The sequence below is a fragment of the Zeimonas arvi genome, assembly GCF_008039575.1.
Lineage (GTDB): Bacteria > Pseudomonadota > Gammaproteobacteria > Burkholderiales > Burkholderiaceae_E > Zeimonas > Zeimonas arvi.
The window spans coordinates 521,466-543,308 of the sequence record NZ_VDUY01000001.1 but is presented as its reverse complement, the minus strand read 5'-3'; the positions used below and the strand labels follow the sequence as shown (position 1 = coordinate 543,308).

Genomic DNA, 21,843 nt, shown 5'->3' with positions numbered 1-21,843 from the left:
GGCTTCAGGTGAGCCACGCCGGCTTCAGGCGACCCGCGCCAGCCAGTCGGCGAGATCGGCGCGCACCCGCGCGCGCATCGGTTCCGGTTCCTGCTGCAATTCGTGGCGCAGGCCGGCGTACTCGCGGGCGGTGAGCCTGCGCGCCGGCGCAGCGGCGGCGAAGCGCCGGCTGCCTTCGGGATTCACGAAGCTGTCGTCGGTGCCGTATTGCAGAAGCGCCGGCACCGCGAGCCGCGGCGCCTCGCGCAAGGCGCGGGCCGAGCCCTCGACGACGAAGCGCAGCAGCCGGGCGGTGATGCGCCCGTGCACCAGCGGATCCGCGCGCCAGCGTCGCGCCACCTCGGGGTCGTGCGAGAGCCGGTCGGGCTCGAGCCCGGACGGGACAGGCAGGTCTGGGGCGAGCGCCAGCATGGTCCGGTAGAGCAGCGCTTGCGCCCGGGAGAGTCCCGGGTCCAGCGCCGGCGAGGACATCACGAGCCCCGCCACGCGTTCGGGCGCGCGCAGCGCCAGGGTGAGCGCGACCAGACCGCCCAGGCTCTGGCCGAACAGCAGCGGCGGGCCGGCCAGGCGGGCGCCCGGTTCGCCGCCGGACTGGCCGCCAAACCGATCGGCAAGAGCCGCCAGCCCGGCCTCCAGGTCGTCGACCAGGTCCTCGGCTGCCGAGATCGCGGCGCGCCGCCCGCTCGATCGGCCATGGCCGCGGTGGTCGTGGCCGGCCACGATGAAGCCCCGGGCGAGGAACCAATCGGCGAGCTCGTCATGCCGGCCCAGGTGCTCGCCCAGGCCGTGGACGAGCCAGACTGCCCGGGCGGGGCCGGCGGGCGCGGTCGGCCGGCGAACCCAGCCGCGCAGCACCGTGCCGTCGGGGCGGCGCAGTTCGGTGTCCGTTCTCATCTCGCCGCCAGCAGGTGCGCGGCCAGCTCGGCGAAGCCCGCGCCGCTGGGCGCGCCGGTGATCCATCGAGGCAGCACCGGCATCCGGTCGGCCCGCTCGAGCAGGTTGGCCACGCCCACGGAGTTGCGAAAGGCCGCGAACAGCGGCGCGTCGTTGGGCGCATCGCCCACGCAGACCCAGCGGTCGCGGGCCGCCTCGTCGGTTTCGCCGAAGTGCCCGGCCAGCAACTCGAGCGCGGTACGGCCCTTGTCGAACTCGCCGAACCAGGCGTTCACGTGGATCGAGCTGGGCTGCGCATGCATGCCGTGGGCGCGCAGCAGTGCCACGATGCGTGCCACGCGCTCGGGCGCCACTGGCGGCACCGCCTCAGCGATGTCGATCGCCAGGTCGACGAGCCGGTAGGGCTGGTCGCCGGCCAGCGCCGCCTCGGGCACCTCGCGCAGCACCGCTTCGGCGATCGGCCCGCGTCGGGTACGGGCGGCTTCGAGCGCGGCGGCATCGGGCATGAACACGGTGCGCACGCCGCCGCCCTCGCGCAGCATGTAGAAGGCGCCGGTTTCGCCGATGACCGCGTCCACCGGCCACATCCGCACGAAGTGGTCGCACCAGCCAGCCGATCGGCCGGTGACCGGCACCACGCGCAGCCCCGCCTCGCGCAGCCGGTTCATGGCCGCGAAGGCCTCCGGGTCGAGGCGGCCATCGGTGCTCAGTGTGTCGTCGAGGTCGGTCAGCACCCCGTGGATGCCGCGCGCGTCGAACTCCGCGAGCGGTCTCACGCAGCAGCCTTGGCCACGACGCGTGGCGCCGAGGGGCGGGCGAGCAGGGCATTGCCGACCAGCGCGACGAGGACCACCAGCCCGCCCTGGATCGTCGCGGCGGGCATGGCCTCGCCGGCCCCGAGCCAGGCCCAGATCGGGCCGAAGACCACCTCGAGCAGCGCGATCAGCGCGACCTCGTGCGGGGCCAGCGAGCGGGTGGCCCGGATCATCAGGAAGCAGGGGATCGCGAGCTGGACCACGCCGAGCAGGGCCAGGATGGCCAGGTCGTTGCCGGTGGCATCCAGCGGCCAGGCGAGCGGCAGCGTGAACAGGCAGGAGAGCAGCGCGCCGATCAGCACGGCAGGGGCCAGGTCGACGTCGGCCTGCAGCTTCTTCAGCGTGACGATGTTGATCGCCGCCGCCACCGGCACCGCGGCGGCGATGAGCATGCCGGACAGGCCGTCGGCCGAGACCCCCTCGTGCACCATCCACCAGATCCCGAAGCCGGCCAGCGCGATCGCGGTCCAGGTCATCGGAGAGATCCGGGTGCCCAGCACCGCCCGGCCCAGCAGGGCCGCCAGCAGCGGGGACACGCTGAGCACCAGCAGCGTGTTGGCCACGCTGGTGCGGGTGATGGCCAGCATGAAGCAGGTGAACATGACCGACCACATGGCGCCCGAGAACAGGCCCGGCCAGCCCATGGCGATCACCGGCGCCAGCGGATTGCCGCGCCGCTGGCGGGCCAGGATGATCAGCATGGCGACCGCGCAGAAGAAGCTTCGCCAGAAAGTGATCTCGAATCCGTCGGCGCGCTCGAGGTGGCGAGTGAAGACTCCCGCGATGCTCCAGCAAAGCGCGCAGAAGGCCAGCAGCAGGGCTGCGTTTCGGTGGGAGAGGTCGCGGGGCATGGGGATAGAATTGTACCGATGACCGATCCCCGCTTCGTCCATCTTCGCGTCCATTCGGAATACTCGATCAGCGACTCGATCGTGCGCCTCGACGCGCTGGTCGCGGCGGCCGCCGCCGACGCGCAACCGGCCGTCGCCGTCACGGATCTCGGCAACCTGTTCGGCTGGGTCAAGTTCTACACGGCGGCGCGGGGCAAGGGCGTCAAGCCGATCTGCGGCGCCGATTGCTGGGTGGCCAACGACGCCGACCGCGAGCGTCCGACGCGCATCCTGCTGCTCGCGCGCAACCGCGACGGCTATCTGCGCCTGTGCGAGCTGCTGAGCCGCGCCTGGCTGGAGAACGAGTACCGCGGCCGGGCCGAGTTGCGCGCCGACTGGTTCGACGAGCCAGCCGGAGACGGTCGCCCGCTGGGCGAGGGCCTGATCGCGCTGTCCGGCGCCCACGCCGGCGAGGTCGGGCAGGCGCTGCTGGCCGGCAACCGCGAGGCCGCCGAGGCCGCCGCGCGACGCTGGGCGCAGCGCTTCCCGGGAGCCTTCTACCTCGAGGTGCAGCGATACGGCGCGCCCGAGGCCGAGGCGCAGACCCGTGCCGCCGCCCGGTTGGCCGCCGAGCTGGGCCTGCCGCTGGTGGCCACCCATCCGGTGCAGTTCATCGCGCGCGAGGAGTTCCGCGCCCACGAGGCGCGGGTGTGCATCGCCGAAGGCGAGATCCTCGCCAACCCGCGACGCCAGCGGAAGTTCACCGAAGACCAGTACTTCCGCAGCCAGCAGGAAATGTCCGAGCTCTTCGCCGACCTGCCGTCGGCGCTGGCCAACAGCGTGGAGATCGCGCGCCGCTGCAGCCTGCCGATGGTGCTCGGCAAGCCGCAACTGCCGCAGTTCCCCACCCCCGAGGGGGTCACGCTCGACGACTACCTGCGCCAGCTCGCGCACGAGGGCCTGGTCGGGCGGATGAAGAAGCTCTTCCCGCCGGAGACCACGCCGCCCGAGGTGCTCGAGGCCCGGCGCGAGCAGTACGCGAAGCGGCTCGAGTACGAGTGCGACACGATCGTGCAGATGGGCTTTCCCGGCTACTTCCTGATCGTGGCCGACTTCATCAACTGGGCCAAGCAGAACGGCGTGCCAGTGGGTCCGGGGCGGGGCTCGGGTGCGGGGTCGCTGGTGGCCTTCGCGCTGGGCATCACCGATCTCGACCCGATCCCGTACGCGCTGCTGTTCGAGCGCTTCCTGAACCCCGAGCGGGTGTCGATGCCCGACTTCGACATCGACTTCTGCCAGGACAACCGCTGGAAGGTCATCGAGTACGTTCGCGCCCGCTACGGCGAGCAGGCGGTGTCGCAGATCGCGACCTTCGGCACGATGGCCTCCAAGGCGGTGATCCGCGACGTGGGTCGCGTGCTCGACATGGGCTACAACTTCTGCGACCAGCTCTCCAAGCTGATCCCGGTGGTGCAGAACAAGCCGGTGTCGCTCGCCAAGGCGCGCGAGTCCGAGCCGCTGCTGAAGGAGCGAGAGGAGAAGGAAGACGAGGTTCGCGGCCTGCTGGCGCTGGCCGAGCCGCTCGAGGACCTGACCCGCAACGTGGGCATGCACGCGGGCGGCGTGCTGATCGCGCCCGGCAGGCTCACCGACTTCTGTCCGCTGTACCGGCCGCCCGGGGCCGAGGGCGGCGTGGTCAGCCAGTTCGACAAGGACGACGTCGAGGCGGTGGGCCTGGTCAAGTTCGACTTCCTCGGCCTGCGCAACCTGACCATCATCGACCTGGCGGTGCGCTACATCAACCAGCGCCACCCCGAGCTGCGCCTGGACCTGAACACGCTGCCCTTCACCGACCCGAAGGCCTACCAGGTGCTGAAGGACGCGAACACCACCGCGATCTTCCAGCTGGAAAGCGAGGGCATGAAGAAGCTGCTCAAGAAGCTCGCGCCCGACCGCTTCGAGGACATCATCGCGGTGCTCGCCCTGTACCGCCCCGGGCCGCTCGGCTCGGGCATGGTCGAGGACTTCATCCTTCGCAAGAAGGGCCAGCAGCAGATCGACTATTTCCATCCCGACCTGAAAGCCTGCCTTGAGCCGACCTACGGCGTCATCGTGTACCAGGAGCAGGTGATGCAGATCGCGCAGATCATCGGCGGCTACACGCTGGGCGGCGCCGACCTGCTGCGCCGGGCCATGGGCAAGAAGAAGCCCGAGGAGATGGCGCAGCACCGCGGGTTGTTCGTCGAGGGCGCCGAGAAGAAGGGCTATCCGGTCGACCTCGCCAACAAGCTGTTCGACCTGATGGCGATGTTCGCCGAGTACGGCTTCAACAAGTCGCACACGGCCGCCTATGCGGTGGTCACCTACCACACGGCCTGGCTCAAGGCGCACTATCCGGCCGAGTTCATGGCGGCCACGCTGTCGTCGGACATGGACGACACCGACAAGGTGCAGCTCTTCGTGGCCGACGCGAAGGCCAATGGCGTCGAGGTGCTTCCGCCCGACATCAACGAGTCGGCCTTCCGCTTCGAGCCCGTCTCGGACCGGGCCATCCGCTACGGCCTGGGCGCGGTCAAGGGCACCGGCGAATCGGCGGTGGTCGACATCCTGCGCGCGCGCGCGGAGCGGCGCTTCGAGAACCTGTTCGATTTCTGCGAGCGCATCGACCGCAAGCTGGTCAATCGCCGCGCGATCGAGGCGCTGGTGCGCGCCGGCGCCTTCGATTCGCTCGACCCCGATCGCGCGAAGATGCTCGTCAACGTGGGCCGCGCGATCGACGCGGCCGAGGCGGCCGGCGCGGCGGCCGACCAGGTGAGCCTGTTCGGCGAGGATTCCGGCATGCCGAGCGCGCCCGAGTGGCTGCCGGCGCCGGCATGGACCGAACGCCAGCGGCTGCAGGAGGAGAAGTCCGCGCTCGGCTTCTTCCTGAGCGGCCACCTGTTCAACGGCTACCGCGACGAGGTCAGGCGCTTCGTTCGCACCCGGCTCGCCGACCTGCAGCCGGCGCCGCAGCCGCTGTGGATCGCCGGCGTGGTGGCGGCCCAGCGAACGATGATGACCCGGCGCGGCAAGATGGTCTTCGTCACCCTCGACGACGGCAGCGCGGCGGTCGAGGTCTCGGTCTTCAACGAACTGTACGACGCGCACCGCCGGATCATCCGCGACGACGAGCTGCTGGTGGTGCTCGGCAAGGTCAGCAAGGACGACTACACCGGCGGCCAGCGGGTGGTGGCCGAGCGCGTGCTCGACCTGGTCGGCGCGCGCCAGGAGTTCGGCAGGCGGCTGCGCATCCGGCTCAACGGCATCGCCGACGGTGCGGCCCTGCGCGGCGCGATCGGCCCGTTCGCGGTCGGCGAGCGTCAGGACGTGCCCGCGGTTCCGGTGGTGGTCGAATACGGCAACCGCGAGGCGGTCTGCGCGGTGGAGCTCGGGCGCGGATGGCGGGTGCAACCGCACGACGACCTGATCGCCGCGATCGTCGACGCGCTGCATCCGATCGACACGGCGATCGAGTACTGACTTGGGCGGCGATTCGCCAGCGGGGGTCCTGCCCCGGGGCCCGTCCCCGGCCCTGGCGCGGGTCGGGGCGGCGCTCGCCGCGGCGGCCCGCGTCTGCTACGTCGCGGGCCTTGCCTTCACGCCCTGGCTGATCGCCCCGGTCAATGCGATGTTCGCGCTCGGCTTCCTGCTCTGGCTCGCCGGCGGGCGGCAGGGGGTCTCGTTGCGGGAGCTCGGCAGCGAGCCGCTGGTGCGCGTCTTCGTGGCGGGTTTCGCGCTGCTGACGGTCGCCGCGCTGGCCTCCCCCGATCCGTTGGCCGAAGGCCTGCCGGCGCTGCTCCGGTATCGCGAGCTGCTGTTGTCGATCCCGGTGGTCGCGCTGTTTCGCGACGAAGCCTGGCGCGAGCGCGCGCTGATGGCCTTCGGCCTGTCGGGCCTCGGGCTGGTGCTGGTGTCGACCGCGCAGTGGCTGGGGCTGGCCACCAGCCCGCGCGGGCCGACCGAGGGCGCCCTGGTGCTTCGCCACGGCATCACGCACTCGACCGTGATCGCCGCCCTCGCGCTGGTCGCCTGGCTGCAGGCGTCGCGCTCCGTCGCGGCCGGATCGCCGGCGCGCGCCGCGCTCTGGCGCTTCGTGTCGCTGGCGGCCGCGGCCAACGTGCTGCTGATGGTCCCGGGGCGCACCGGCTACCTGATCCTGGCCGCCGGGCTGATGTACTTCGGCTTTCGCCGCTTCCGGCTGCGCGGCGTCATTGCCGGGCTGCTCGCGATCGCGGTGCTCGGGGCCGGCGCCTACCGGGTGTCGGACACGATGCGCGCGCGCGTCGACCAGGCCGTGACCGAGACCTTGCGCTTCGCCGAGGGCGAGGTGGCGCCGACCTCGGCAGGTTCGCGCCTGCTGTTCTGGGAGAGCACGGTCGAGCTGGTGCGTGCGCACCCGTGGTTCGGCACGGGCCTGGGCAGCTGGCACGCGAAGGTCGCCGCCGAGATGTCGGCGGCGCAGCGCGAGCAGATGCTGCTGGGGCACGAGCATCCGCACAACGAGCTGCTCCACGTCGCGGCCCAGACGGGCCTGGTCGGTGCGGCGCTGTACCTGGCCGGGCTGCTGGCGCTGTTGCGCAGGGCCGCTCGCCTGCGGCCCGATGCCGGACTCCTGGGTGCGGCGCTGGTGGCCTACGCGGCCGGCGCGCTGGTCAACAGCTTCCTGTGGGATTCGGTCGAGGGGCAGCTGCTGGCCGCGCTCGCGGCGCTCGCAGTGGCCGGCGCCAGGGGGGGCGCTGCTAGAATCGGCTCCCACTCCGGCATGTCCCGATGAACAAGAGCCTAGCGATCTATCGCCGGCTGCTCGGTTACACGGCCCCTTACCGCAAGGGCTTCGTCCTGGCGATCCTCGGGATGGTCGTCGCCGCGCTGACCGAGCCATTCTTCCCGGCATTGATGAAACCGCTGCTCGACGAGGGTTTCGTCGAGCGCAGCGGCGTGCCGCTGTGGATGGTGCCCGCAGTGATCATCCTGATCTTCGTGGTGCGCGGGATCGGCACCTTCGCCGGGCACTACGGCCTGGCCTGGGTGGCCAACAACGTGCTGGCCTCGGTGCGCAAGGAGATGTTCGGCCATGCGCTGAAGCTGCCGGCCTCGGAGTTCGAGCGCGAGGCCGCCGGCCTGCTGATCTCGCGGATCGTCTTCGAGGTCAACAACCTGATGGCGGCCACCTCCAGCGTGCTGTCCACGCTGGTGCGCGACACGCTGATCGTGATCGGCCTGCTGGCCTGGTTGCTGTACCTGAACTGGCAGCTCACGCTGGTGGCCTTCGCGCTGATCCCGGTGATGGCCGTGCTGGTTCGCGTGTTCAGCAAGCGGCTGCGCAATCTCGGCCGCAAGAGCCTGGAGCACACCGGCGAGCTGACCCGGGTGGTCGAGGAGGCGGTGCACGGCTACAAGGTCATCAAGATCTTCGGCGCCTACGAACGCGAGAAGGCGCTGTTCGACCGGACGGTGGAGCGGCTGCGCGGATTCGCGATGCGCGAGGCGATCGCCAGTGGCGCCATGGCGCCGATCAGCCAGCTTGCGGCGGCGATCGCGGTGGCCGCCGTGGTGTCGATCGCGCTGGTGCAGTCGATGGACAACCAGACCACGGTCGGCGGCTTCGTGTCCTTCGTGACCGCCATGCTGATGCTGCTCGGACCGCTCAAGCACCTGGCCGACCTGAACGGGCCGCTGCAGCGCGGACTGGCGGCGGCCGAGAACGTGTTCGCGCTGCTCGACCGCAACGCCGAACCCGACGCCGGCTTGCGCACGATCGGGCGTGCCCGCGGCGAGGTCGTCTTCGAGAACGTGTCCTTCCGCTATCCCGGCGCTGCGCGCGATGCGCTGTCGGGCATCGACCTGGCCATCGGCGCGGGGGAGATGGTGGCCTTCGTGGGGGGGTCGGGCGGCGGCAAGACCACGCTGGCCAACCTGCTGCCTCGCTTCTACTCGCCCACGCAGGGCCGGATCCTGATCGACGGCGTACCGATCGAGGCGCTCACCCTGGAGAGCCTGCGCGACCAGCTCGCGCTGGTGAGCCAGGACATCGTGCTGTTCAACGACACGGTGCGCGCGAACGTGGCCTTCGGCGTGCGCGGCCCGGTTGCGGAGTCCGCGATCCGGCAGGCGCTGCGCAAGGCGGCGCTCGACTCGTTCGTCGATGGCCTGCCGCAGGGGCTCGACACGGTGATCGGCGAGCGCGGCGCGAAGCTCTCGGGCGGGCAGCGCCAGCGCCTCGCGATCGCCCGAGCGCTGCTCAAGGATGCCCCGATCCTGCTCCTCGACGAGGCCACGTCCGCGCTCGACACCGGCACCGAGCGCGAGGTGCAGGAGGCGCTCGAGCAGGGCATGTCCGGCCGCACCACGCTGGTCATCGCGCATCGCCTGTCGACGATCGAGCGGGCCGATCGCATCGTCGTGCTCGAGGGCGGGCGCGTCGTCGAGCAGGGGCGGCACGAGGCGCTGCTGGCGCTGGGCGGCGCCTACGCCGGCCTGCACCGCGCCCAGTACGCGGCGTCGGCAGCGGCTGCGGACTGACGGCGCGGCCATGAAGATCCTGCACACCTCTTCGGCCACCGATTGGGGCGGTGCTCAGATCCGGATGATCACGGAGGCCGCGGGCCTGATCGCGCGCGGGCACGAAGTGACGATCGCCTGTCCGCCGGGCGCGCCTGCCGGCGCGCGCGCCGCCGGCTACGGCGTGCCGGTGCTGGAGCTGCCGGCCGGCCCCGGCCTGGGCCGCGACGGCGTCGCCGCGCGCGTCGCGGCGCTGCGCGCGGCGCGCCGCCTGGTCGCCGACGGTGGCTTCGACGTGCTGGTCGCGCATGGCCCGGTCGACAACTGGCTGATGGCGCTGGCCCGCGCGAGCCTGCGCCGCGCGCCGCCGATCGTGCGCATCCACCACGCCTCGGCATCGCTGCCGCGCGGCCCGGCGAGCCGCTGGCTCTACACCCGGGCGGCCGCGCGCGTCGTGACCGGCAGCGAGGCGATCCGCCACATGCTGGTTCGCGACCAGGGCTTCGATGGCCGGCGCATCGTGTCGGTGCCCACCGGCATCGACCTCGGCCATTTCCGGCCCGGCGATCGCGCCCGGGCCCGGCGGGCGCTCGGCTTGCCGGAAGACGATCTGCCGGTGATCGGGATCGTGGCCTCGCTCAGGCGGGCCAAGGGCCACCACCTCCTGATCGATGCGGTCGCCGGCCTGTCCATGCCGGTCCGCGTGCTGGTGATCGGCGACGGCGCGCAGCGCGCGGCGCTCGAGAAGCAGGCGGACGGGGCGCTGCCGCCGGGACGCGTGCTGTTCGCCGGCAGCCAGGCCGACGTGCTGCCCTGGTTGCAGGCGCTCGACGCTTTCGTGCTGCCCACGCTGCACGAGGGCATTCCGCAGTCGCTCTCGCAGGCGATGGGCGCGGGCCTGTGCTGTGTGACCACGCCGGTCGGCGGGATTCCGGAGATCGCCGCCGATGGCGAGAGCGCACTGTTCGTGGCGCCAGGCGACGTGGCGGCGCTGCGCTCGGGCATCGAGCGGGTGCTCGGCGACGCGGCGCTGCGCGCGCGACTGGGCCGCCGCGCGCGCGAGGCGGCGCTCGAGCGCTGCTCCATCGAGGCGATGCTCGACCGGATGGAGCGGCTGTTCGCCGAGGTGGCGGCGGAGTCGGCGCCTTGAGCCGGCCCGTCCTGTCGGTTGCGGTCATCGCGAAGAACGAGGCGCACCGGATCGAGCGCTGCCTGCGCTCGGTGGATTTCGCCGACGAGATCGTGATCGTCGACTCGGGCAGCGACGACGGCACGCCGGACATCGCGAGACGGCTCGGCGCAACCGTGATCGCAACGCCGGACTGGCCGGGGTTCGGCCCGCAGAAGAACCGCGCGCTGGACGCCTGTCACGGCGACTGGGTGCTGTCGATCGACGCGGACGAGCAGGTCGACGACGCGCTGCGCGAGGCCATCCTCGCGGTGGTGCGGGGCGCGGGCGAGCCGCTGGGCTACTGGATCGAGCGCGGCAGCTTCTTCTGTGGCCAGCGCATCCGCCACGGCGACTGGCGCAACGATCGCGTGCTGCGCCTGTTCCGCCGCGAGCACGCCCGCTTCACCGACGACCTGGTGCACGAGCGGGTGGACTGCCCGCCGCCGCACGACCGGCTGGCCGGCCTGCTGCTGCACGACAGCGTGGACTCGGTGGAGGACATGCGCGAGAAGACCGTGCGCTACGCGCGGCTCGGCGCGGCGAAACTGCGTGCGAAGGGCCGGCGCGGCGGCGTCGCCAGCGCCGCCTTGCATGCCGGCTGGACCTTCCTGCGCGGCTACCTGCTGCGCGGCGGCTTTCTCGACGGCCGCGCGGGCTTCACGATCGCGCGGCTCAATGCGCTGGGCAGCTGGCTCAAGTACAGATGGATCGAGGAGGAGCCGCCCCGGTGAATCAGCCAAGACTGGCGCGCTCGCGCAGCCTGGTTCGCACGCTCGCGTACGCCTTGCGGCGCGTCGCGACGCCCGCCGGCAGCCTGGTCGCACAGGTGCCCGTGCTCGAGTTGAGCTTCCGCTTGCCGATCCGTTCCGGACTCGCCCGGCATCTGTACAAGTACCGCTCCTACGAGCCGGCGATCGGGAACTGGATCCTGGACGCCTTCCCGATCGGCGGCGGCGGGCTGTTCGTCGACATCGGCGCCAACTTCGGGTGGTACAGCTGCCTGTTCTCGAGGCTGGCGGGCGGCACGGGGCGGGTGGTGGCCTTCGAACCGGAGCCGGGCAATTTCGGCCTGCTCGAAGCGAACCTCCTGCGCAACGGCTGCCGGAACGTGAGCGCGCTGCGCGAGGGCCTGGCCGATCGGCCCGGCGAGCTCGAGCTGCACCTGTACAAGGCGTCGAACCCCGGCCGCCATTCGCTGCTGCCCACGCCCGGCGGGGAAACGGTGCGGGTGCCGGTCGTGGCGCTCGACGACCGGCTTGCCGCGCTCGGCCTTGCCGAGCGCCCCGTCGACCTGATCAAGATCGACATCGAGGGGTTCGAGCTGTCCGCGCTGCGAGGCGCCAGCGCGACCCTGTCTCGTTGCAGGAACATGGTGATCGAGTACTCGCCCGACCTGATGAGGCGGGCCGGCATTGAACCGTCGGCCTTGATCGACTTGCTGGACTCGAGCGGCATGCAGGTCTCGATGTTCGGCGAGACGGGCATGGTCGAGGTCGATGCGACCGCGCTGCGGACATTGACCGGGCAGGCCGATCTGCTGTGGCAACGGCTAACATGACGAGAATCGCTATCGGAGAACCATCGATGACCGACAAGACCGACCGTTACCCGCTGCCCAGGATCGCGGGCCTGCCCGACGACATCCGCGAGAAGATCCTGGCGGTGCAGGAAAAGGCGGGCTTCGTGCCGAACGTCTTCCTCAAGCTCGCGCGCCGGCCCGAGGAGTTCCGCGCCTTCTTCGCCTACCACGACGCGCTGATGCTGCCGAAGAACGGCCTGTCGAAGGGCGAGAAGGAAATGATCGTGGTCGCCACGAGCGGGGCGAACCAGTGCCTGTACTGCGTGGTGGCGCACGGCGCCATCCTGCGCATCTACGAGAAGAACCCGCGCGTCTCGGACCAGCTGGCCACCAACTGGCGCAAGGCCGAGCTCACGCCCCGCCAGTCCGCGATGATCGAGTTCGCGATGAAGGTCGCCACCGATTCCGCTGCGCTGGTGCCGGCCGACTTCGAGAAGCTCCACGCGCACGGATTCTCCGACGAGGACGCCTGGGACATCGGCGCGATCGCCGCGTTCTTCGCGCTGTCGAACCGGATGGCCAACCTCTCGGGCATGATGCCCAACGAAGAGTTCTACGCGATGGGCCGCTTGCCCCGCAGTTGAATCCCCGGGGCCGGTGCGTCGGCCGCGACCGGCCCGATTCGCAATCACGGAGACACGGAATGGAACAGATGCCGTCCGACGACATTCGAACCGAGCAGGCGAGGAAGCTCGCCACGATCTGCTACGCGCTCTACGCGATCTCCTGCATCATCGGGATCACCGCGATCGCGGCGATCATCATCAACTACCTGAAGCGTGACGAGGTCGCCGGCACCTGGGTGGCAAGCCACTTCGAGTGGCAGATCAAGACCTTCTGGTACACGCTGGTCGGCGCCTTCGTGAGCTGGCTGCTGATGTTCATCCTGATCGGATTCCCGATGCTGCTGGCAGTCGGCGTGTGGGCGATCTACCGCATCGTCAAGGGCTGGCTCGCGCTGAACGACGGCAAGGCGGTCGACGCGTCGAAGCTGGTCTGATCAACGCGCGGCAGCCTGCTTGTCCAGGCTGCGCACGTAGGCGATGATCTTCAGGATGTCGTCCTGGGGAATCCGGCCGCCGAAGGGCTGCATCGCGCCTGACGCGCCGGCGTAGACGACCGCGAACATCCCGGCGTCGGTCGCGGTCTGGGCGTAGACGTGCTTGTTCCCGACCAGCGACGGGCCCATCTTTCCGGTGGCGTCGGCGGCGTGGCAGACCTGGCACCACTCGTCGTAGAGCTTCTTGCCCGCGGCCAGCGCATCGGGCTGGCCGCGGTAAGGGTTCTCGCCGGTTTCCTTGAACTTCTCGAGGGCGGGCGTGGACTTCTCGCCGGCCTCGAGCGGCGTGTCGATCGGCGCGCCATCGAAGGGGTGCGTGAAGACCGGCTTTTCGGCCAGCGCCGCGCCCGCGAAGGCCGTGACCGCAACGCCCGCCAGCAACCCGCGGGCCCATCGTCCGGCGCGCGATCGTGGCGGGAATTCGGGCATGGCCCCTTTACTGAGCTTGTCGCACCCGCGCGACCTCGGCTCCGGCCGGGACCTGGTCGGCCGGCAGGATTCGCCACAGCGAGCCGGGCGGGTTCGCGGTCGGGCCCTTGTCCTCGGTGTAGAAGCAGACGCAATTGGTCGCCAGCACGTGTCCATCGGCATCGACCGTGCCGGAGGTGAACTGCAAGGTCGCCTGCAGCAATTCCTGCATCTGCCACTTCGATGCGCCGGGGTCCCAGGCCACGCCGAACAGGCGGCCCGAGCACCAGTCGCCGACCAGGTAGGTGCTCTTCATGCCCCCGTAATTGGCCACGCCCAGACCCTGGGCGGAGCAGCCCCATCCGCTCGTGAGTTTCTCCGCGCCAGGATAGGGCTCCTGGTGCGGATACTCCGCGACCGGCAGCACGCCGACGATCGGGCATTTCTCGCCCGGGCCGGTGGTGGGATGGCAATGCGAGCCCTGGTTGAACTTCCAGCCGTAGTTCTCGCCCCCCTTCGACGAGGCCGGCTGCCAGTCGATCTCCTCCCAGTGGTTCTGGCCGACGTCGGCGATGAACAGGTCGCCGGTCTTCGGATCGAAGTGGAAGGAGTAGGGATTGCGCAGCCCGTAGGCCCAGGTCTCGGGGCGCGAGCCGATCTGGTTGGCGGTGAAGCCTTGCTCGGTGATGCCGAACAGCGACATCAGCTGCGGCCGGTCGGCCTTCGCGAAGGGGTTGTCCTTCGGGATCGCGTAGGCCACGTCGTCGGGCGTGTCGACGTCGATGCGCAGGATCTTCGCCCAGAGCACGTTCAGGTTCTGTCCCGCGTTGAGCGGGTCGCCCTCCCAGCCGCCGTCGCCCTTGCCGATGTAGAGCTTGCCGTCGGGCCCGAAGTCGATCCGGCCGCCGTAGTGGTTGTAGTACGGCTGGGGGATGTTCATCAGGACCTTGGCCGATTTCGTGAGCTGCTCTTTCGTGATCCGGTCCGGGCTGGCCTTGTCCACCGTGAAGCGGGCGACCATCGACGCCCCGTTGAAGGGCAGCGACGAGTAATGCACGTAGACGTGGCCGTTCTCCTTGAACTTCGGATGAAGGGCGATCGACCAGAGCCCCTGCTCGACGAAGCCGGTCTGCACGTCGGTGCCCAGCGGATTGAAGTTCGTGAGGTCGAGGAAGGGCTCGGGATTGACCTTGCCGTCCTTGTTCACCACGCGCACGCGGCCGACCCGTTCGACGACGAAGATCCGGCCCGACCCGTCATTGGCCGCGGTGACGCCCACCGGGTCGTGAAAGCCGTCGGCGACCTTGACCAGCGCGAGCTTGGGCGCACCGGGGACCTTGCCGCCCGGTCGGGCGACCTGGTCGGGCGAGGTCGGGATCTGCTGAGCGTGGGCGGCGCCGAGTGCCGCCGCCGAGAGGGCCGCGCCGATCAGGGCGGCGCGGGGGCGCAGGACGTGCGCCGGGAGCGATCCGAAGGGCGAGGTGACCATGTTCCGATCCCCCTTTTCAGGACGCGAAGGGGCCTCAATCTATGCCCAATTTCCGCGGGGGTCAAAGGAAATGCATTGCGCGGCGCAGCAGCGCGCGTCGAGGCGCCAGGCCTCTTCCGTCCCGTGCTCGATCGACCGCTTCGCTCACATCAGAACGATGTCGTACTGCTCCTGCGCGAAGACGGTCTCGACCTGCAGCGCGATGCGCTTGCCGATCGCGTCGCCCAGCGCGGCCAGAGGCTGCGATTCTTCCTCGAGGAAGAGGTCGATGACCGACTGCGAGGCCACGATGCGGAACTCCTTCGGGCTGAACTGTCCCGCCTCGCGCTGGATCTCGCGCAGGATCTCGTAGCAGACGCTGCGCGCGGTCTTGATCTGTCCCTTGCCTTCGCAGGTGGGGCAGCGCTCGAGCAGGATGTGCGCGAGCGACTCGCGGGTGCGCTTGCGGGTCATCTCGACCAGCCCGAGCGAGGTGAAGCCGTTCACGCTCGACTTGGTGCGGTCGCGCGCGAGCGCCTTGCGCAATTCCTGCAGCACGGCCTCGCGGTGCTCGTTGCCGGTCATGTCGATGAAGTCGACGATGATGATCCCGCCCAGGTTGCGCACCCGCAGTTGCCGCGCGATCGCGTGGGCGGCTTCGAGGTTCGTGCGGAAGATCGTGTCGTCGAAGTTGCGCCCGCCCACGTAGCCGCCGGTGTTGACGTCGATCGTGGTCATCGCCTCGGTCTGGTCGATGATCAGGTAGCCGCCGGACTTCAGGTCGACCCGGCGCGACAGCGCGCGGGCGATCTCGTCTTCCACGCCGTGCAGCTCGAAGAGCGGGCGCTCGCCCGCATAGTGGCGCAGGCGCCCCGCCATCGAGGGCATGTAGGCGCGGGCGAAGTCCGCCAGCTCGGCCAGCGCTTCGCGCGAGTCCACCATGATCGCGCCGGTGCGGTCGGTGGCGAGGTCGCGCAGCACCCGTTCGCCCAGGCTCAGCTCCTGGTAGAGCAGCGAGGGCGCGGGACGCTCGCGGCTCGCGCCGAGGATCTGGCGCCAGCGCTTGCGCAGGTAGGCGATGTCGGCGGCGAGCTCGTCGTCGGAGGCGTCTTCGGCCGAGGTGCGGATGATGAAGCCGCCCTTCTCGTCGTCGGGCATCAGCCGCTGCAGGCGGGCGCGCAGCTCGGCGCGGCCGGCCTCGTCGCCGATGCGCTGCGACACGCCGATGTGCGGATCCTGCGGCAGGTAGACGAGGAAGCGCCCGGCGATGCTGATCTGCGTGGACAGGCGGGCGCCCTTGGTGCCCAGCGGGTCCTTGATCACCTGCACCAGCAGGGGCTGGCCCTCGAACAGCAGCTTCTCGATGGGGATGGGCGACCCGCTGCCGTGGGCGCTGGCACGCGACTGCCATAGGTCGGCCACGTGCAGGAAGGCGGCGCGCTCGAGGCCGACGTCGACGAAGGCCGACTGCATGCCCGGCAGCACCCTCGACACGCGGCCCAGGTACACGTTGCCGACCAGGCCGCGGGTGGCGGCGCGCTCGACGTGCAGCTCCTGCATCGCGCCCTGCTGGATGACGGCGACCCGGGTCTCGTGCGCGGCGTGGTTGACGAGGATCTCTTCGGTCATCGGGTCGCTGGGGGCGGGCTGCCGTCGTCGCGCAGCAGCTGCGCGGTCTCGTACAAGGGCAGTCCCATGATACCGGAGTGGCTGCCCTCGATTCGTCGCACGAAGCGCGCGACCATGCCCTGGATCGCGTAGCCGCCCGCCTTGCCGCGCGGTTCCCCGCTGGCCACGTAGCGCGCGATCTCGGCCGCGCTCATCCGGGCGAAGGACACGCGCGACACGTTGATCCGGTGCTCGATCCGCGGCCCGCGCACGACCGCCACCGCGGTCAGGACACGGTGGGTGCGGCCGGCCAGCTCGGTCAGCATCCGGCAGGCGTCGGCGTCGTCCGCGGGCTTGGCCAGGATCCTTCCGCCGATCGCCACCGTGGTGTCGGCCGCCAGGATCGGCGCAGGGGGGAGCGCGCGTCGAGCCTGCCGTTGCCGCGCGGCGGCAGCCTTGGCGAGCGTGACCCGCTCGACGTAGCGGGTCGGGGACTCCCCGGGGCGGAAGGCTTCGAGCGCTTCGGCGTCCTCGTCCGGGTCGGGCAGCAGCAGCTCGAAGCGCACGCCGATCTGCGCGAGCAGTTCCTGGCGGCGGGGGCTGGTGGAGGCGAGGTAGATGAAGTCGCTGGGCAAGATCGGGTTCCCTCGGGGCTCATTCCCGATGATACGGATGCCCGGCAAGGATGGACCAGCCCCGGTAGAGCTGCTCGGCCAGCAGCACGCGCACCAGCGGGTGCGGCAGCGTGAGGCTGGACAGCCGGATCGTCTCGTCGGCGCGCGCCTTCAGCGCGGGGTCGAGCCCGTCCGGGCCGCCGATCAGGATCGCGACCGGCCGGGCGTCTTCCTGCCAGGCGCGCATGCGCTCGGCCAGCCCGCGCGTGTCGAGGTCCTTGCCGCGCTCGTCGAGCACGACGATCCGGCAGGCTGCGGGCAGCGCCGCCTCGATGCGCGCGGCTTCCTTCTGCATCCAGGCAGCGGCGCTGGCGGTGCTCGAGCGCGTCTCGGCGCGGACCTCGCGCAGTTCCACGGTGAACCCCGCCGGCAGCCGCTTCGCGTAGTCGTCGACCGCGGCGCCGACCCAGGCCGGCATCCGCGCGCCGACCGCCACGACGCGGATCAGCACGGGCGTTCAGCCCGCGCCGGGCTTGCGGGCGGCGGGCTTCTTCGCTGCCGGCTTGCTGGCGGCAGCCTTCGGTGCGGCCGCCTTCTTCGCGGCAGGCTTGTTCGTTGCAGCAGTCTTCGTGGCGGCGGTCTTGGTTGCCGGCCTCTTCGCCGCCGGCTTCTTCGCCGCGGGCTTCTTCGCCGCGGGCTTCTTCGCCGCGGGCTTCTCGGCGGTCGCCTTGTCGGCGACGGGCTTCCTGGCCGGGGCGGGTCTGGCCGGCACCGGCTTCTCGCCCCAGATCTCCTCGAGGCGGTAGTAATCGCGGATGGACGGCTGCATCACGTGCACGACCGCGTCGCCGAGGTCGACCAGCACCCATTCGCCGGTCTCCTCGCCCTCGACCGAGATGACGTGGCCGCCGGCTTCCTTGACCTTGTCGCGCACGTTCGAGGCCAGCGCGCGCGTCTGCCGGTTCGAGGTGCCGCTGGCCACGATCACGCGGTCGAAGAGCTGGGTCTGTCCGGTGGTGTCGAAGACCTTGATGTCCTGGGCCTTGACGTCTTCGAGCGCATCCACGATGACGCGCTGCAGTTTCTTGATATCCATCCGTGTCCGGGTATCGGACGGAGGGCACGCGGGTCAGCCGCGGGCCGCGCCGTCCTGGTAGAGGTGGTGGCGGTCAATATAGTCGAGAACCGGGGCCGGCAACAGTTCGGCGGGCCGCTCGCCGCGCGCCAGCGCCTCGCGCAGCACGGTGGCCGAGACCGGCACCGGCGGCATCCGGAAGAAGACGATCGCGCCGGCGGGCGCATCGGGCAGCGCATCGCAGCCGTGGGTGGCGACCAGCACCTCGACCAGCGGATCGAACTCGGCGAGCCGGTGCGGGCCGCGCTGCGTGGCGGCGATGTGCGCGTGCTGGAGCAGCTCGCGATAGCGGTGCCAGGTGGCGAGGTTGCGCAACTGGTCGCTGCCCAGCAGCAGGACGAGCGCCAGGTCGGGGCCCAGCGCCTCGCGCAGTTCGCGAAGCGTGTCCACCGTGTAGGTGGCGCCCGCCCGGTCGATCTCGCGGGTGTCCACGGTCCAGCCCGGGGTGTCGCCCACGGCCAGGCGCGTCATCGCGAGCCGGTGCTCGGCGGCGGTGGCCGCGCCCTGCTTCTGCCAGGAATGGCCGGTGGGCAGGAAGCGCACCTCGTCGAGAGGCAGCGCCTGCTGGGCCGCGCGCGCCAGCGCCAGGTGCCCGACGTGGATCGGGTCGAAGGTGCCGCCGAGCAGGCCGATGCGTTTGCGCGCCACGGGAATCTTCACTCGCGCGTTGCGTCGGGGTGAACTCGCACCACGCGCTCAGGCCCAGTCGCGCGGCACGAGGAACTCGTACAGGCGCGCCTCGGGGCTGCCGGGCTCGGGATGCCAGTCGTAGCGCCAGCGCGCGATCGGCGGCATCGAACAGAGGATGGACTCGGTGCGCCCGCCCGACTGCAGCCCGAACAGCGTGCCGCGGTCGTAGACCAGGTTGAACTCGACGTAGCGGCCGCGCCGATAGGCCTGGAAGTCTCGCTCCCGCTCGCCGTAGGCGGCGTCGCAGTGCCGCTCGACGATCGGCGCGTAGGCTTCGAGGAAGGCGTCGCCGACCGCGCGCGTCATCGCGTAGGAGGTGTCGAAGCCAGGCTCGTTCAGGTCGTCGAAGAACACGCCGCCCACGCCGCGGGCCTCGCCCCGATGCCGAAGGTGGAAGTACTCGTCGCACCACTTCTTGAAGCGCGGATGCCAGTCCGCGCCGAAGGGCTGGAGCGCCTGCTTGCAGACACCGTGAAAGCGAACCACGTCCTTCTCGAACGGGTAGTAGGGCGTGAGGTCCATGCCGCCGCCGAACCACCAGATCGGGTCCCCCTCGCCGCCGGCGAGGAAGAAGCGCACGTTCATGTGCACGGTGGGCACGTAGGGATTGCGCGGATGCAGGACCAGCGACACGCCGGTGGCCTCGAAGGGGCGCCCGCCCAGGCCCGGGCGACGCGCGCTGGCCGCGGCGGGCAGGCGCTCGCCGTGCACGTGCGAGAACAGCACCGCGCCGCGTTCGAACACGCCGCCTTCCTCGATGACGCAGCTCACGCCGCCGCCGCCGCCCAGCTCGCTGGGGCCGCCGGGCTCGCGCTGCCAGGTGTCGCGCCGGAAGGGCCGGCCGTCGAGGGCCTCGAGCCCGGCCACGATCCGCTGCTGCAGGCCCAGCAGCCAGTCGCGCACCGCACCCGCATCGGGGCCCGAAGCGGCGTCCGGTGCCGGCACCACGCGCAGCGGGGGCGGGTTCATCGGGCGCTGCCGCCGCGGCCGATCGCGCGGTGGCCGATGTCGCGCCGGTACTGCATGCCGTCGAAGCGCAGCGACTCGATCGCGCGGTAGGCGCGGGCCTGCGCGATCTTGACCGAGTCGCCCAGCGCGGTCACGCAGAGCACGCGACCGCCGGCGGTGAGCGTGCGCTCGCCGTCGGCCGCGGTGCCCGCGTGGAAGACGATGCAGTCCTCGCCGAACTCGTTGCCGTGCGCCGGCAGGCCTTCGATGACGTCGCCCTTGCGCGGCGAGTCGGGGTAGCCCTTGGCGGCCAGCACCACGCCCAGCGCGGTGCGGCGGTCCCACTCGATCTCGGCCTGGTCCAGCGTGCCCGACAGCGCATGCTCGAAGACCTCGACCAGGTCGCTCTTGATGCGGGCCATGATCGGCTGGGTTTCCGGGTCGCCCATCCGGCAGTTGAACTCCAGCGTGCGCGGCTTGCCGGTGGCGTCGATCATCAGCCCGGCATAGAGGAAACCGGTGAACGGGATGCCGTCGGCAGCCATGCCCTCGACGGTCGGCTTGATGATCTCCCGCAGCACCCGCGCGTGGATGTCGGGAGTGACCACCGGGGCGGGCGAATAGGCGCCCATGCCGCCGGTGTTCGGCCCCTGGTCGCCGTCGCGCAGCCGCTTGTGGTCCTGGCTGGAGGCCAGCGGCAGCACGTGGCGGCCGTCGACCATCACGATGAAGCTGGCCTCTTCGCCGTCGAGGAAATCCTCGATGACCACGCGCGCGCCGGCGTCGCCCATGCTGTTGTCGAGGAGCATCGCGTCGATGGCCGCGTGCGCTTCGTCCAGCGTGCCGGCCACCACCACGCCCTTGCCGGCGGCGAGGCCGTCGGCCTTGATCACGATCGGCGCGCCGCGCCGGTTGACGTAGTCGTGCGCGGCCTTCGCGTCGGCGAAGGTCTCGTAGTCGGCGGTGGGAATGCCGTGGCGCTTCATGAAGGCCTTGGCGAAGTCCTTGGAGGACTCGAGCTGGGCCGCCGCGCGGGTGGGGCCGAAGATGCGCAGGCCCTTCGCGCGGAACAGGTCGACGATGCCCGCCGCCAGCGGCGCTTCGGGCCCGACCACGGTGAACGCGACTTTCTCCCGCTCGGCGAACGCGGCCAGCGTGTCGAGGCTGGTGATCGGCAGATTGACCAGGTTGCGCTCGCGCGCGGTGCCGCCGTTGCCCGGTGCGACGTAGACCATCTGGACCCGCGGCGACTGGGCGAGCCGCCAGGCCAGCGCGTGCTCGCGGCCGCCGGAGCCGACTACGAGGATCTTCATGATTGCCCGGTCTCGTCGAATTCCGCGTTGGTGTACACCTGCTGGACGTCGTCGAGGTTCTCGAGCGCATCGAGCAGCTTCTGCATCTTCGCGGCGTCGTCGCCGGCGAGCGAGGTCATCGTGTCGGGGCGCATCGTGATCTCGGCCAGCGCGGGCTTCAGCCCGGCGGCCTCGAGCGCGCCCTTGACCGCCTCGAAGTCGCCCGGCGCGCTGAGCACCTCGATCCCGCCTTCGTCGTCGGTGAGCACGTCCTCGGCGCCGGCGTCGATCGCGACTTCCATGACCCTTTCTTCCGGGGTGCCCGGCTCGAACAGGATTTGCCCGCAGTGGCGGAACATGAAGGCCACCGAGCCGTCGGTGCCCAGGTTGCCGCCGTTCTTCGAGAAGGCGTGGCGCACCTCGGCCACCGTGCGGGTGCGGTTGTCGGTCATGCAGTCGACGATCACCGCCGCGCCGCCGATGCCGTAGCCTTCGTAGCGGATTTCCTCGTAGTTCTGGCCTTCCAGGCCGCCGATGCCCTTCTGGATGGCCCGCTGGACCGTGTCCTTGGGCATGTTGGCGTCGGAAGCCTTGTCGAGCGCGAGCCGCAGGCGCGGGTTGGTGCCCGGGTCGCCCCCGCCGAGCCGGGCGGAGACGGTGATCTCGCGGATCAGCCGGGTGAACAGCTTGCCGCGCTTCTCATCCTGCCGGTTCTTGCGGTGCTGGATGTTGGCCCATTTCGAGTGACCCGCCATGTATCGCCTCTTGCCCTCTCGCGTGGCGACCACCCG

The 21,843-nt window shown here is 70.8% G+C and carries 21 protein-coding genes; 8 read left to right on the top strand and 13 right to left on the bottom strand.

Going from position 1 to position 21,843, the window contains the following annotated elements; all coding sequences use genetic code 11:
* Positions 1-24 precede the first annotated feature (24 nt).
* The 3 genes from FHP08_RS02520 to FHP08_RS02510 are packed head-to-tail and all read right to left on the bottom strand — an operon-like array spanning position 25 to position 2,560.
* Positions 25-894 carry an alpha/beta hydrolase gene (locus tag FHP08_RS02520; protein WP_187272136.1) on the bottom strand — a complete coding sequence of 290 codons (870 nt, stop codon included), beginning with the start codon at positions 892-894 and terminating at the stop codon, positions 25-27.
* Positions 891-1,670, bottom strand: a complete 780-nt coding sequence (locus FHP08_RS02515) for an HAD-IIB family hydrolase (protein WP_147702714.1) — start codon at positions 1,668-1,670, stop codon at positions 891-893. Before FHP08_RS02515 ends, FHP08_RS02520 begins: the two co-directional genes overlap by 4 nt.
* Positions 1,667-2,560 (bottom strand): DMT family transporter, encoded by an 894-nt coding sequence (locus tag FHP08_RS02510; RefSeq protein WP_147702713.1) that lies wholly within the window; start codon positions 2,558-2,560, stop codon positions 1,667-1,669. Before FHP08_RS02510 ends, FHP08_RS02515 begins: the two co-directional genes overlap by 4 nt.
* Positions 2,561-2,578: 18 nt before the next feature.
* On the opposite strand from FHP08_RS02510, the gene dnaE reads away from it, so the two are divergent.
* The 8 genes from dnaE to FHP08_RS02470 are packed head-to-tail and all read left to right on the top strand — an operon-like array spanning position 2,579 to position 12,829.
* Positions 2,579-6,058, top strand: a complete 3,480-nt coding sequence (dnaE, locus tag FHP08_RS02505) for a DNA polymerase III subunit alpha (RefSeq protein ID WP_147702712.1) — start codon at positions 2,579-2,581, stop codon at positions 6,056-6,058.
* A gap of 1 nt (position 6,059) precedes the next feature.
* Positions 6,060-7,352: an O-antigen ligase family protein gene (locus FHP08_RS02500; protein ID WP_147702711.1), complete on the top strand. Its 1,293-nt coding sequence runs from the start codon at positions 6,060-6,062 to the stop codon at positions 7,350-7,352.
* Positions 7,349-9,100: a lipid A export permease/ATP-binding protein MsbA gene (gene msbA, locus FHP08_RS02495; protein WP_147702710.1), complete on the top strand. Its 1,752-nt coding sequence runs from the start codon at positions 7,349-7,351 to the stop codon at positions 9,098-9,100. Before FHP08_RS02500 ends, msbA begins: the two co-directional genes overlap by 4 nt.
* A gap of 10 nt (positions 9,101-9,110) precedes the next feature.
* The gene (locus tag FHP08_RS02490; protein WP_147702709.1) at positions 9,111-10,229 is read left to right on the top strand and encodes a glycosyltransferase family 4 protein; all 1,119 of its coding nucleotides are present in this window, start codon (positions 9,111-9,113) and stop codon (positions 10,227-10,229) included.
* A complete protein-coding gene (locus FHP08_RS02485) occupies positions 10,226-10,981 on the top strand; it encodes a glycosyltransferase family 2 protein (protein WP_147702708.1) in 756 nt (251 codons plus the stop codon). Before FHP08_RS02490 ends, FHP08_RS02485 begins: the two co-directional genes overlap by 4 nt.
* Positions 10,978-11,808 carry an FkbM family methyltransferase gene (locus FHP08_RS02480; RefSeq protein ID WP_187272135.1) on the top strand — a complete coding sequence of 277 codons (831 nt, stop codon included), beginning with the start codon at positions 10,978-10,980 and terminating at the stop codon, positions 11,806-11,808. The genes FHP08_RS02485 and FHP08_RS02480 overlap by 4 nt, the downstream gene beginning before the upstream one ends.
* Before the next feature lie 26 nt (positions 11,809-11,834).
* The gene (locus tag FHP08_RS02475) at positions 11,835-12,413 is read left to right on the top strand and encodes a peroxidase-related enzyme (protein WP_147702706.1); all 579 of its coding nucleotides are present in this window, start codon (positions 11,835-11,837) and stop codon (positions 12,411-12,413) included.
* Between the two features lie 59 nt (positions 12,414-12,472).
* Entirely contained in the window at positions 12,473-12,829 is a 357-nt protein-coding gene (locus tag FHP08_RS02470) for a DUF4870 family protein (RefSeq protein ID WP_147702705.1), read from the top strand.
* Here FHP08_RS02470 and FHP08_RS02465 read toward each other — a convergent pair whose 3' ends face one another.
* The 10 genes from FHP08_RS02465 to FHP08_RS02420 form a co-directional block, all read right to left on the bottom strand.
* A complete protein-coding gene (locus tag FHP08_RS02465) occupies positions 12,830-13,318 on the bottom strand; it encodes a c-type cytochrome (RefSeq protein ID WP_147702704.1) in 489 nt (162 codons plus the stop codon).
* Positions 13,319-13,325: 7 nt separating this feature from the next.
* On the bottom strand, positions 13,326-14,786 hold the full coding sequence (locus FHP08_RS02460) for a PQQ-dependent sugar dehydrogenase (protein ID WP_147702703.1): 1,461 nt from the start codon (positions 14,784-14,786) through the stop codon (positions 13,326-13,328).
* A 144-nt stretch (positions 14,787-14,930) separates the two neighbouring features.
* Positions 14,931-16,394 carry a ribonuclease G gene (rng, locus tag FHP08_RS02455; protein ID WP_147702702.1) on the bottom strand — a complete coding sequence of 488 codons (1,464 nt, stop codon included), beginning with the start codon at positions 16,392-16,394 and terminating at the stop codon, positions 14,931-14,933.
* Positions 16,391-17,008, bottom strand: coding sequence for a Maf family protein (locus tag FHP08_RS02450; protein WP_147702701.1), 618 nt, complete (start codon positions 17,006-17,008; stop codon positions 16,391-16,393). The genes rng and FHP08_RS02450 overlap by 4 nt, the downstream gene beginning before the upstream one ends.
* A 19-nt stretch (positions 17,009-17,027) precedes the next feature.
* On the bottom strand, positions 17,028-17,498 hold the full coding sequence (rlmH, locus tag FHP08_RS02445) for a 23S rRNA (pseudouridine(1915)-N(3))-methyltransferase RlmH (RefSeq protein ID WP_147702700.1): 471 nt from the start codon (positions 17,496-17,498) through the stop codon (positions 17,028-17,030).
* A 6-nt stretch (positions 17,499-17,504) separates the two neighbouring features.
* Entirely contained in the window at positions 17,505-18,083 is a 579-nt protein-coding gene (gene rsfS / locus FHP08_RS02440) for a ribosome silencing factor (protein ID WP_147702699.1), read from the bottom strand.
* 33 nt (positions 18,084-18,116) lie between these two features.
* Positions 18,117-18,782, bottom strand: a complete 666-nt coding sequence (gene nadD / locus FHP08_RS02435; protein WP_147702698.1) for a nicotinate-nucleotide adenylyltransferase — start codon at positions 18,780-18,782, stop codon at positions 18,117-18,119.
* A 36-nt stretch (positions 18,783-18,818) separates the two neighbouring features.
* Complete coding sequence (gene hemF / locus FHP08_RS02430) at positions 18,819-19,781, bottom strand: oxygen-dependent coproporphyrinogen oxidase (RefSeq protein WP_147702697.1); 963 nt, start codon at positions 19,779-19,781, stop codon at positions 18,819-18,821.
* On the bottom strand, positions 19,778-21,073 hold the full coding sequence (gene purD / locus FHP08_RS02425; protein WP_147702696.1) for a phosphoribosylamine--glycine ligase: 1,296 nt from the start codon (positions 21,071-21,073) through the stop codon (positions 19,778-19,780). The genes hemF and purD overlap by 4 nt, the downstream gene beginning before the upstream one ends.
* On the bottom strand, positions 21,070-21,807 hold the full coding sequence (locus FHP08_RS02420) for a YebC/PmpR family DNA-binding transcriptional regulator (protein ID WP_147702695.1): 738 nt from the start codon (positions 21,805-21,807) through the stop codon (positions 21,070-21,072). Before FHP08_RS02420 ends, purD begins: the two co-directional genes overlap by 4 nt.
* Positions 21,808-21,843 lie beyond the last annotated feature (36 nt).